The sequence below is a fragment of the Galbibacter pacificus genome (assembly GCF_029603165.1).
Classification (GTDB): Bacteria; Bacteroidota; Bacteroidia; order Flavobacteriales; family Flavobacteriaceae; genus Galbibacter; species Galbibacter pacificus.
The window spans coordinates 1-12,644 of record NZ_JAQSVC010000007.1 but is presented as its reverse complement, the minus strand read 5'-3'; the positions used below and the strand labels follow the sequence as shown (position 1 = coordinate 12,644).

The window sequence follows — 12,644 nt, the reverse complement described above, 5'->3', positions numbered from 1 at the left end:
TTTAAATCGGGTACTTACTTTTTATATATTTTTGGATCAAAAATTCATGCCAGTCCTTTGAAAATTGATTATCTGTTATATGATAAGTAGCTTCTAGATCCCCATAATTTTTAATAAGGCGAATAAAACCGTCACGGCCATATTTAAATAGGATATATTCAATAATAGTATAACCGCAACTATAAATTTTCCCTCCTTTTAACCGCTTGTCGAGTTCTGGGAGAGACGGGTAATGTTCCATATCCATATATGACAAGGTGCTCGGGTCGACAAATTGTTGCGCTTCATATACACTTATCGCCTCCCAAAGCCATATGGGAAAAGAGGAAAATTTCTTATCAAACACATTTGAATCCATGGGGAGGGTTTCTTGATCTATGAGCAATTTTAATGTTACCGCATGGGCAAATTCATGGACTGCCACTTTTTGTTCATCATTCTCACCCCAAGCTTTTTTAATAAAGTGAAGTTTCGAGACACCTTCTATATTACCTGATGCATTCCAATTCCCGGTAGCTTTGACATATCTCCATCTTTGATCGTAAATATAAACTTCAATATTATGATAAGGTTTTGTTTTTAAATCAGTGCTAACGCGTACATAATTATCCTCTAATGCACCTGAAAGTTTAAGGATTAATTCCTTATCGATTTTGTCACTATATATAAAGGTAAAATGCCGGGTCTTAAAATTATTCCTATCTACAGGTGAAAAATATACTATTGATAAAACAAGAATCAAAGCTGCAAAGGAAACAAGGAACTTTTTAATTTTTTTCATTTTAATCGATACATTTTTGCTGAAATCATACCTGTTTCATCATATGGCCGACCTTGACTTTATAATAGGATTAACCCGTCGTGCATTATGAATTAAAAGAGAAAAGTTGTTCACCTTACTGATAATCAGTAATTTGTTTTAGCTGTAAAACATTAATAACAAATAACTTAAATGCAAATTACGAAAGAATATTGAAAGTATTAAGAAAAATATCAAAAGAACAACTTTTAAAGTATCAAAACCGAGAACCAACCCTAAGTGGTGGAATCCCATGGTCTAAGCCTAACTGCTGAGTATATGGGCATAGACAGTGAAAATGACCTGTCCAGAAAACTTTCCGAGAAACTATCGACAAGGATAAAGCGTAGCGTATATAATAGAAGAAGACGAAGATTAGCGGACAACCTAAATGAAATACGGTTAAAATTAACTTCTTGTTTTAATGAGCTTGAAGACTATTTTTTGCTTGATAGCATGCCTTTGGAAGTCTTTAAGTTATCACGGAGTACCTGGTCAAAGATATGTAAAGAGGAAAACCATATATTTCCAGGCAAAGGTTATCTATCAACACAAGTGTAGCTAAATTTATTTTATAATAAGGCATAATTACGCTAAAGCTTTTAAAGGCTCAAAACCAGCGTATTGTTCAAAATAACCGCTTTTACGGCTGTACAATATATCAACAAGTTCCTATTTAATAGAAATCTCAATAATATAAAATTAGCATTATTTAAAATGCACAACGGAATTAATAAATATTTACTATCATTATTATCGCTTATGCCTTCCCCTATCATATCTCAGACAAGCTTCCCTCCTTTATTGTCGGAGAAGTTTATTGGAGACAATGACTGACACAAAAAGTATAATATTTTTATGTAATCGTTAAAAATATTATATTTAGATAATCTATTATATAATTACATTTACAATGGATTAATTCCCTTCCCCCTCCTACTGTTTTATTTTCATCAATAAAATATGTATCATGAGAAACAAATTTATGCTTTTACCTGTTGCATTATTTTTATTCAATTTTATAATTGGGCAAGACAGACCAAATATTCTTATCATTATGGGGGATGATATTGGTTATTGGAACTTAAGCTATAATAATCGCGGTATGATGGGGTATACAACTCCAAATATTGATAAACTAGCCAATGAAGGAGCTATTTTTACAGATTATTATGCAGAGCAAAGCTGTACGGCAGGTCGTGCCGCTTTAATTACAGGTCAAATGCCTGTTCGTACAGGAATGACTAAAGTAGGGATACCAGGATCTACATTAGGGATTCAACCAGAAGATCCAACCTTAGCTGAGTTATTAAAACCTCTTGGATATGCTACCGGTCAATTTGGCAAAAATCATTTAGGGGATTTGGATGAATTTTTACCGACCAATCACGGATTTGATGAGTTTTATGGGAACCTTTATCATTTAAATGCAGAAGAAGCCCCAGAGAATCCCAACTATCCCATGAACCCTGAGTTTAGAAAGAAATTTGGTCCAAGAGGAGTTATCCACAGTACTGCAGATGGGAAAGTAGAAGATACAGGGCCATTAACAAAGAAAAGAATGGAAACTGTAGATCAGGAGTTTTTAGATGCTGCAGAAAAATTCATGGATAAATCGGTTCAAGCAGATAAACCATTTTTTGTTTGGTTTAATACTACACGTATGCATTATGTAACCCATGTTCCTGAAAAATATGATGGAAAAACTGGTTTGAATGAATATGCTGATGGAATGGTACAGCACGATGATCAAGTAGGACAAATCTTAAAAAAGTTGGAAGATTTAGGCGTAGATGATAATACCATTGTGATTTATACGACTGATAATGGTCCGCATTTTAATATGTGGCCCGATGGCGGTATTACACCTTTTAGAGGAGAGAAAAACACTAACTGGGAAGGGGGCTATCGCGTTCCTTGTATTATAAAATGGCCGGGGAAAATCAAAGCTGGAAAGGTAGTCAATCAAATAGTAGCTGGGAATGATTGGGTTCCAACTTTAATGGCCGCAGCTGGAAAACCAAACATTAAGCAAGAGCTATTAAATGGTTATAAAGGAGTAAACAGAACCTACAATGTCCATTTAGACGGATACAACTTATTGCCTTTCCTTACAGACGAAAAACAGGAGTCTAAAAATCAATATGGAGCTACAAATTGGCCAAGAAGAGAGTTTTATTACTGGAACGATGATGGGCAACTTGTCGCTATGCGTTATGATAGATGGAAGTTAGTATTTATGGAACAACAATCATCTAAGTTTGGTGTTTGGATGTATCCATTTGTGCAATTACGAATACCTTTGGTATTTGATCTACGCATGGATCCTTTTGAAAGAGCCCAGCACAACGCAAATAGTTATTACGAGTGGATGGAGGGTATTGTGCAATTTGCTGGAGGAGCTTCTCAAGCAATCGCCGCGGAAATGATTAAAACATTCGAAAAGTATCCTCCAAGACAAAGACCGGCTTCTTTTAATTTAGATGAAGTAATGAAATCTTTAACCGCTGGACAAGAAGGAAAATAAAGTTCCGTTTAAGGTATTTCAACCATTAATATTTCGTGGAAAGTACTTATTATATTAGAAAAATATCTGGGTGGCAACCTGCCTAAACCCAACATCATATTGCTTAAAATCAATGAGTTATCCTAATTTTAAATGTTCAGATAACCGAATAAGTAACTCATCTAATAAAGAACTTTCCTTTTGCATTGCTTTATCTGTAAAGCGGTGCAAACATAATGAGTTTTTTGAATAAACCAATAAAATAAATTAGTTTTTTGCAACTGATAAATTAAGTGATTGTTAATCAATCATACTTTAATTATAAAATTGTTATTTTCATATATTAATCTGGAATTAACCATTCATTTATTGTATACAAGATTTTCCATTTATCAAAATTTGGATATACTCAAAGATAGTAGTTTTAGCCTGCTATAGTTTTAAAATAATCATCATAAATAAGTTTTACCTTTAATGTTTTAACATCGAATTAACTGTTTTTTGTATATAAATGTATGTTTATCGTATTTTTTTATAAATACTTCATATCTTTAAATTATATTTCTTTCCCCATACACTACAACAAATATAGTATCAACCCATATTAAGAGTACAATGAGAACAAAAATTCATTTTTTTGCTATGATTGTTGCAGTATTACTTCTTACTGTAAGTTGTGCCAACAATAACAAAAAAAATAATAAGGAGACTGTTTCTGAGAAGGAAGAAAAACCAACAGAGCCTGATAATATTATAGTAACCACCAAAAACTTTGTCGAGGCCGAAACCGACCATTATTTTTCAGATTTAATGAAAGAAGTGCCTGTAAACACCTTTAACCATCACCGCGAATATTCCGACATTAAAACCCAAGTAGTCATTCGCGAAAATCAAGACTGTTTATATAGTCATGCCGTAGTAGATTGCTCCGAAGGCGCAACACTTATAAATCCGGAGTGGGATAAATATTCGGTAATACAGGTTTTTGATGAAAATCAATACACCTTTGCTGTACTCTACCCTGGCGATAGTTTACACATAACATCAGACATGCTTACTAAAGGCAACTATGTATGGCTAAACACCCGTACCGAAGTCCGCCCCGAAAACGAAGCGGGTTATACCGATGCGCACAAACACCAAGACGCTTACATCATTAAAGCAAAATCCAACAAACCCTACACACCAAAAGGGTTTGATAAAGCGTCATTAGACAGAGTTCGGGACTCTTTATTGTACCAAGGCCCCAAGGTGAGATCTTGGAAAGCCTTCGGAACTCCTGATGTAGTTAGCCAAGAAGATTACACTATTGCTGCGGCAGGCGGATGGGCTGGTTTACCCAAAGAACACGCCATTTACTGGCCCAAAATAATGCCGGAAGGCGAAGCCAAGAAGAGTAGTGTATGCTCTAAAATTACACTACCAAAACCGCCTTTACAATACGACAAAGGTGGATTTATGTCGGTTACAGTTTATGATATGAGAGGTTGGATAGCCACAGAAAACTATGCCTTAAGAGATAGAAATGCCGAAAAGGATACCGATGGTTCGATTACTTTTTATTTTAACTGTCCAGATCAAAAAAACAATTTAGACACAGTGGATAATTGGACTATGGTTATCCGTCTTTACGTACCAGATACTCCAGAGCAAGTTATAGATTATGTACATAATCTTGACAAGAACAATGTAAAGATAGAAGTCGTTCAATAACCTAAAAGCTATTAATTAATCATAGATCTTCATGGTTTTCAAACTCTTGAAGATCTAAACAAACACATCATCACTCTCATGAAAACATCTATGTTATCTATTTTCCTCTTGGCAGGAACCATAAGCAGCTTTGCCCAACATAGTGGACAAGTGCCACAACCCACCCAAGCAAGCGAAGTCCAAGCACCAATACCAGGTGCGCCACTTTCTAAAGAATACGTCAAAGCCATTGGTAAGATGGCTTATTTATGGGGATGGCCTTTGGTAAACATGCACAACCGAGAAGCACAAATTGGTGGTAAAGCGCCATTTCGTGGTTATATGGGTGGCGTGCTACCCGTTGCACCTAGCAACCAAAATACCATGCTGCACGATTATCTGGCGCCAGAACAACGTTTTATTACCAGTCCGAATCAAGACGTGGTTTATGGACTAGGTTTTTTAAACTTTAAAAAAGACCCAGCTGTTATTATTCAAATCCCTGATTTTGACGATCGCTTTTGGGTGTATCAAATTGTTGACCAACGCAGTAATTCCTTTGCTACAGTAGGAAGTATGTACAACACCAAACCTGGGTTTTATATGTTTGTTGGACCGGATTGGTCTGGTGAAAAACCAGCAGGTGTAGAAGCTGTCTATCAATCGCCAACCAACATAGGAGCTATTTTTCCACGTGTATTTATGGATGATACCAAACAGGACAAAAAAGACATCCAACCCCTGATTAACCAAATTGTCCAGTATCCTGCTAGCGAATACACAGGTAAAATGAAAACAATTAATTGGACCGAAGCGAAAACCATTCCAGACCCGAATGCTGGAAGTAAAGGCGAGACCGCATGGGTGGTACCAGAAACATTCTTTGAGCAACTACCAGAGGTGATGGAAGAAGTACCAGCACTACCAGGAGAGGAAGCGATGTATGCTTGGATCAAGCAAATTTTGGATGCTGCCAAAGACAATCCAGAATTACAACAAGCCTTAGTTGATGTTGCTGTAGAAACCGAAAAGGAAATCATTCAACCTATGTTCGAATTTAGAAACAATGGAGTTGAAGCCGGAAACGGATGGCGCACGCAAAAGAATGCAGCCGAATTTGGATTTGGCTATTTTCAACGTACGGCAACAGCTAAGGGAAATATGTTTTCAAACATTCCATTCGAGACCATGTATTTTGGAAATGATTTCGATTCAAGCGCTGGTCGCTTAACGGGAGGTAACAATTATGAAGTGACTTTTAAAAAAGGGGAAACACCCCCTGTTAATGGATTTTGGTCTTTAACTCTTTATAACGAACAACATTTCTTTTATCCTAACGAGATAGACCGCTATTCTTTAGGGACTAAAAACAAAGATTTAGTGTATAATCCCGATGGTAGTTTAACCATTTATGTACAGCCAAATGCTCCAAAAGGCAGATTGAAAAACAACTGGTTACCATCGCCTAAAGAAGGCGTGTATTCACTTTATATTAGAGCTTATGGTCCTAAAAAAGCCATTTACGAAGGCACTTGGACTCCGCCACAAACAAAGAACGTGAGGTAACTTAATATATTAATAGACCTCTTAGTTTCTATAACTTTAGAGGTTTTATTATTTATGATTGGAATCTATTATTCACAGGAATGGCCATCATGATTCGGACAAGATTAACATTATTTATAAAAAGGAACCATCAATCAATTCCTTTCTTAAAACTTAAAAAACCACAAAAACGTTCTAGTTATAACCATAATATTAATAATTAAAACTATTAATCATGTACCTAAAATATAATAAACTATTATTCCCCCTCATATTTTTGATTTTTGCCTTTAGTGCAAATGCACAAGATGTTTTACCGTTTCCGCCCACACCGTCGGCTTCTAAACCAGGGGTTACCATAGAAACTTCCAGTTATCAAAAACGGGAAGACCCAAAAAGGTTACCAGATGATGCACCTAATATTTTAGTTATTTTAATTGACGATGTAGGTAACGGTTTTCCAACCACCTACGGAGGTGAAATTCATACCCCAACACTCGATAGAGTGGCTGAAAATGGCATTTCCTATAACCGTTTCCACACCACGGCCATGTGCTCCCCTACCCGAGCTGCAATTCTTACAGGCCGAAACCATACACGGGTAGGCAACGGACAAATTTCGGCCATTGCAAACGACTTTGATGGATTTAGCGGTATTATCCCAAAAACATCAGCTACTATGGCAGAAGTACTCAAAGCTTACGGTTATAACACGGCAGCTTTTGGTAAATGGCATAATACCCCAGAAGATCAAATTACCTCAAAAGGTCCTTTCGACTATTGGCCAACGGGCTATGGCTTTGAGTATTTTTATGGTTTTCTAGCTGGGGAGGCCTCTCAATTTGAGCCTACCATGGTGCGAAACACAACGTTTGTGGACCACCCCGAAACCTCTGGTGGCAACGACCATTACCACTTATCTGAGGATATTGCAGACGATGCCATTACATGGCTTAGGGAACAAAAAGCCTATGCACCAGATAAACCTTGGTTTGTTTATTGGGCACCAGGTGCCTCCCACGGGCCACACCAAGTCATGAAAGAATGGGCCGATAAATACAAAGGCAAATTTGATGATGGATGGGATGCATACAGAAAACGTGTTTTTGAAAACCAGAAGAAACTTGGCTGGGTTTCAGAAAACGCAAAACTAACTCCAAGAGCGGAAACAATGGCCTCTTGGGAATCCATCCCAGAAAATGAAAAACCCTTTCAACGTCGTTTAATGGAAGTTTTTGCTGGGTTTACAGAACATGCAGATACACAAGCGGGACGTATTCTAGATGAAATAGAAGCTGCAGGAGAACTGGATAACACCATTATTTTTTATATCTGGGGCGATAACGGTTCTTCCTCAGAAGGCTTATACGGAACCATAAGCGAACAATTAGCACAAAATGGTATTCCTACTAAAATTTCAGAACATATCTCTGCGTTGAATGACATAGGAGGCTTAGATGTTTTAGGCTCCGCATTAACAGACAATATGTACCACGCTGGATGGGCCTGGGCCGGAAGCACTCCATACCAAGGCACCAAGCTACAGGGTGCTTATTTTGGAGGCACTCGTAATCCGCTTGCAGTATCATGGCCTAAATCGATTAAACCAGACGGTAAACCTCACTCGCAATTTCATCATTGTATTGATATTGCCCCTACTGTTTATGAACTTTTAGATATACAACATCCTAACGTGGTTAATGGATTTACCCAAGACGCTATGGATGGCATAAGCTTAGCCTATTCGTTTAACGATACAAAAGCAAAGGGGCGTAGATCCACTCAATTTTTCGATATCATGGCCAGCAGAGGCATTTATCATGAAGGCTGGTTTGCTTCTGCTCCAGGACCACGCACCCCATGGGTTGGTGGAATTCCAAAAGGCATTAAAGAATGGTCGCCCCTAACAGATACCTGGGAGTTGTACCATATAGATGAAGACTGGTCGCAAGCCAACGATGTGTCTGCCCAATACCCAGAAAAATTAGAAGAAATGAAAGCCCTTTTTCTAACCGAATCTGCTAAAAATAAAAATCTACCTATTGGTGGAGGCCTATGGTCTACGGCACTTTATCACCCAGAAGATGCCCCTGCACCAAATAGAACTGAGTGGGTTTTTAACCACCCTATATCCAACATGCCTGAATCAACAGCACCGAAACTTGATAAAGTAAGTAGTTTAGTTGAAATGGAAGTTGATGTGCCAGAAAATGCCAATGGCGTATTGTACGCCTTAGCAGGAATGGGCGGTGGAGTTACTTGCTTCTTTAAAGACAATCAACTGCACTACGAATTTAATTTGTTTATGGTAAGAAGAACCAAAATACAATCTAAAACCATCAAACCTGGACAAAAGAAAATATCTATAGAATCTAAGCTTATAGACAAAATTGGAGGCCCTATAGATGTGGTTATTCGTGTAGATGGTAAAGAAGTTGCCTCTGGACGAGTTCCTAACGGAATGTCTTTGCATTTTACTAGTAATGCCACCTTCGATATTGGAACAGACCGCGACTCGCCTGTCTCACTAGACTACCATAAGGAAGCTCCTTTTTCTTTCAACGGAACCATTGGAGAGACTTCGATTAAGTATATAAACATGTAAACAAATATTTTGGTGAAATTACTAAGAAAATAATAGCAAACTATTGTAAGGGCCGTATTAGACAGATCATTAATTAATTTCACATACAAACACTGTCTTGAAAACCATTTGCAGCGTTTTAAATTTAAACTTTATGAAGCAGTTTTATCTATTCTTGTGCTTGTGTATTTGTTTATTTTGTATGGACGCTTATTCGCAGACTGAAGCTCTAGAACAACTTTTTGTAGAAGACATGGCCAGAAAACGTCAAGACCCTATAGCTGGTTTACGCAGTATTTATTTGCAGGAAGTGTTATTGCCTATTGATGGCGGTATGGCGCAGTCCTTTTCCATTCAGCCGGTTTGGCCATTTCGATTAGGTGAAAATCTGAAATTGATTACCTATACCATTATTTCGTTCCAATCTATTTCGTCCACTAATTCGTCTAGCCATGTACCTATTTATCCTACGCCCACTCAAGAAAGCGGTAGAGCGCATGCAGGTGGTTTGGATAATATTTTATTTAATGGGTTCTTTACTTCCATCGAGAAAAAGGGCAACATTAGTTGGGGTGTGGGACCTGCCATTCAATTACCCACGCGTACCGAGCCCATTTTAGGGAGCAACCGTGTGAGCATGGGGACTTCCGTATTATTCAACCATGGTGGCGACACGTTTTCGGATGGTTTTGTCATTCAAAATTATTGGTCGTTAGGGGGTGAAGGTACAAACAAAGTAAATTCCTTTAACTTTCAATATTTCACCTATTACAATTTAGCTAAAGGCTGGTTTTTAGAAAGTAATGCCACGATCGTTAACAATTGGCTGGCCGAAAGTGGCGACCAATTGTTACTCTCTCTTGGTGGGGGTGCTGGAAAAACCTTTAAAATAGAAGAATCTAAATTATTTATTGTGCCGCAGCCCAACTGTTTTATAACACCGTAAGACCCGATATTGTTGGTACTTGGGAATCGGTGTTTCAGTTACAAATTATTTTTAATTAATCACATTAACCACAACGTTTTATGACACATCATATTAAAATCATTTACAGTTGCATTATTATCATGATGCTATCCTTTTCGGCTCTAGCTCAAAACGATACCATTGCAAGTAATAAGCAACGTAAACAAGCTAAAAAGGAAGCCAAAAAACTAAAAAAACAAGAACCTCCCACTAAAGGAACCGTTTACTTTTCACCCGTACCAGTTATAGGTGCCAATCCTGCGTTTGGTTTTATTTATGGTGTAGGCGCTTCGGTAAGTGGCTTTTTGGGAGAACCCGAAACCACCAAGATATCGAATGCCTTACTCGGTTTGGCGCATACTACCAAAAAGCAAACCATTATCACCTTAAAATCGACCATATATGGTGAAGACAACAAATATATTTTATTAGGTGATTGGCGGTACTTAAACTCATCGCAGCCTACTTGGGGCTTGGGTACAGGACCACAATCAGCACGAATGGCTAGCAATAATTTTGGTTTTGACGATAGCTCTATTGAAGGCACTTCGGAAACCGATATGATGGAGTTCTCATTTTTCAGATTTTACGAAACCTATCTAAGGCAAATAAACGATTCGCCGTTTTATGCTGGTCTTGGTCTACATTTAGATTTCTTTAGAAATATAAAAGATCAATTATTAGATCTGGAGGCAGACACTCCAGTAATCACCCCATATTATGCGTATAACGAGCGCTATGGTTTTAAACAAGACAAAAGTACCTTGGTAGGATTGTCTTTAAACGGGGTTTACGACACCAGAGACAACATCAACAACCCGTATCAAGGTCGTTACGCCATGGTACAATACAAAATAAATCCAGAGTTTTTAGGCAGTGACCAAAGCTCGTCGCAACTCTGGATAGAATACCGCGACTATTTCAATTTCACCCCAGACAACAATAATATTCTAGCCTTATGGATGGTTGGTAATTTTACTGTATCCGGGGATTTGCCATATATGAACCTTCCAGCAATAGGATGGGACCAATATTCTAAAACAGGTGAACCTTATGCGCAAGGACGCTTTAGAGGAAATCATTTAATGTTTACCGGCGTAGAATACAGAAAGCACCTTTATGCCTCTAAAAAGAACCCGAAACTTTTAGGACTGGTTTTATACGCCAATGCCACCACAGCTAGTGGCAAAAGCAATGGTATTGATTTGTTTGAATATATAGAACCAGGCGGCGGTTTAGGGCTTCGTTTTAATATTAGCCAAAAAGCCAGAACCAATATCGGGATTGATTATGGTTGGGGAAGTTATGGCACCAAAGGTTTATTTTTAAGATTGAATGAGAATTTTTAGGGATGTTTTTAAAAAATTCAACTTCTTTAATTTCCCCTGTTTGTTTATTGACAATGGATAGTTTCTTTCCTTTATAATCAATAAAAAGCTTGTCACCGTATGAGTTTCTCCATATGTTAAGTTGTCCAAGGATTCAATTCTTTGAATTTCATCAATATCTAAACCGACCTTTTCAGTTTCAGGAAATTTGATTCTAATTTTATCACTGCCAAATGGATATAGTTTCTTTTTAACAATCCTTGCTTTGATAGCCTTATTATAAAGCATCCTAACAAGCACAAAAACATTCATGATGGATACTAAACAAAGAGAATGCTCTTGAATTAAATAGATTTTCAGTTTATTTAAAAATCTTTCATCTATTTCTTTAAATGATAACTGTCTTGACCTATTAAACTTATAGATATACCCAATATAAGCTGAATCACTAGAATGTCGGTTGTGCTTATTATATGCCTCTAATTCATCAAGATGCTCCTTGGCAAGATCAAAAAAAATTAGATTTTTTTGATGGCTTATATATTTCTTTTTTTATAAAAAATGCAGTTGCATCCCTATCCTTAGCTTGCAAAGAAACCATCCTCTTTTGGGCTTCGTTTAGTTTAATTTGAATAAGTTCATTAAGTTTTTCTGAATTATAATGTGATTCTTTGACAAGTTTATTTTTATCATCCCAGTCCTCAATATCGATATAATGACCAAGGTACTTGTATGTAGAATGGCGATCCTTAGTTATTCTGATGGCAAGCGGATAAAGACCTTCACTGTTAGGTCTTTTTCTAAGAATAATTTGTATGCTTGCTGCCATTGCTTACCTGTTTGCGAAAGCCAAATCAGGTACAACATTTGTGTAAATATTTACTCAAATAACATCCTAAAGATACATGTTTTCTTGGATTTTTCGGGTACAACATAGGTACAACATTTATCAATTTTTTATGCTATTAAATATATTTATAGCAGATTAATAAAAATGTAACTAATTATATATCAGGTAATTTAGATTTCTTTGTGCGAATATACGCTAGACTTAGGATCTAGTGCCACAAGGTGTGAAGGTTCGAGTCCTTTCACCCGCACGAAAAAGAAGCTGTCTCATAACCGGGCCAGCTTTTTTATTGAATATACAGGAGCATTTGCTTGTTTTTATCCTGTATTTAGCGTAAATTATAGTCTGATAACCAGACGTATGAATACCAATT

The 12,644-nt window shown here is 37.1% G+C and carries 9 protein-coding genes and 1 pseudogene; 7 read left to right on the top strand and 3 right to left on the bottom strand.

The window, feature by feature from the left end; translation table 11 throughout:
• Position 1 precedes the first annotated feature (1 nt).
• A complete protein-coding gene (locus tag PSF86_RS16225) occupies positions 2-781 on the bottom strand; it encodes a gluzincin family metallopeptidase (RefSeq protein ID WP_277901146.1) in 780 nt (259 codons plus the stop codon).
• 155 nt (positions 782-936) lie between these two features.
• Here PSF86_RS16225 and PSF86_RS17960 point away from each other — a divergent pair.
• The 7 genes and pseudogenes from PSF86_RS17960 to PSF86_RS16195 form a co-directional block, all read left to right on the top strand.
• Positions 937-1,354: pseudogene (locus tag PSF86_RS17960) on the top strand (IS982 family transposase); the annotation flags it as partial.
• 415 nt (positions 1,355-1,769) lie between these two features.
• A complete protein-coding gene (locus PSF86_RS16220; protein WP_277901145.1) occupies positions 1,770-3,326 on the top strand; it encodes an arylsulfatase in 1,557 nt (518 codons plus the stop codon).
• 621 nt (positions 3,327-3,947) lie between these two features.
• Positions 3,948-5,018: a DUF1254 domain-containing protein gene (locus PSF86_RS16215; protein ID WP_277901144.1), complete on the top strand. Its 1,071-nt coding sequence runs from the start codon at positions 3,948-3,950 to the stop codon at positions 5,016-5,018.
• 78 nt (positions 5,019-5,096) lie between these two features.
• On the top strand, positions 5,097-6,563 hold the full coding sequence (locus PSF86_RS16210) for a DUF1254 domain-containing protein (RefSeq protein WP_277901143.1): 1,467 nt from the start codon (positions 5,097-5,099) through the stop codon (positions 6,561-6,563).
• A 214-nt stretch (positions 6,564-6,777) separates the two neighbouring features.
• On the top strand, positions 6,778-9,147 hold the full coding sequence (locus PSF86_RS16205; RefSeq protein WP_277901142.1) for an arylsulfatase: 2,370 nt from the start codon (positions 6,778-6,780) through the stop codon (positions 9,145-9,147).
• Between the two features lie 133 nt (positions 9,148-9,280).
• The gene (locus tag PSF86_RS16200) at positions 9,281-10,072 is read left to right on the top strand and encodes a hypothetical protein (protein WP_277901141.1); all 792 of its coding nucleotides are present in this window, start codon (positions 9,281-9,283) and stop codon (positions 10,070-10,072) included.
• An 80-nt stretch (positions 10,073-10,152) separates the two neighbouring features.
• Complete coding sequence (locus tag PSF86_RS16195) at positions 10,153-11,442, top strand: BamA/TamA family outer membrane protein (RefSeq protein WP_277901140.1); 1,290 nt, start codon at positions 10,153-10,155, stop codon at positions 11,440-11,442.
• Here the strand turns inward: PSF86_RS16195 and PSF86_RS17910 are convergent.
• On the bottom strand, positions 11,419-11,940 hold the full coding sequence (locus PSF86_RS17910; protein ID WP_407933344.1) for a phage integrase SAM-like domain-containing protein: 522 nt from the start codon (positions 11,938-11,940) through the stop codon (positions 11,419-11,421). The two genes, PSF86_RS16195 and PSF86_RS17910, sit on opposite strands and share 24 nt — an antisense overlap.
• The gene (locus tag PSF86_RS16190) at positions 11,930-12,250 is read right to left on the bottom strand and encodes an Arm DNA-binding domain-containing protein (RefSeq protein WP_277901139.1); all 321 of its coding nucleotides are present in this window, start codon (positions 12,248-12,250) and stop codon (positions 11,930-11,932) included. Before PSF86_RS16190 ends, PSF86_RS17910 begins: the two co-directional genes overlap by 11 nt.
• Positions 12,251-12,644 lie beyond the last annotated feature (394 nt).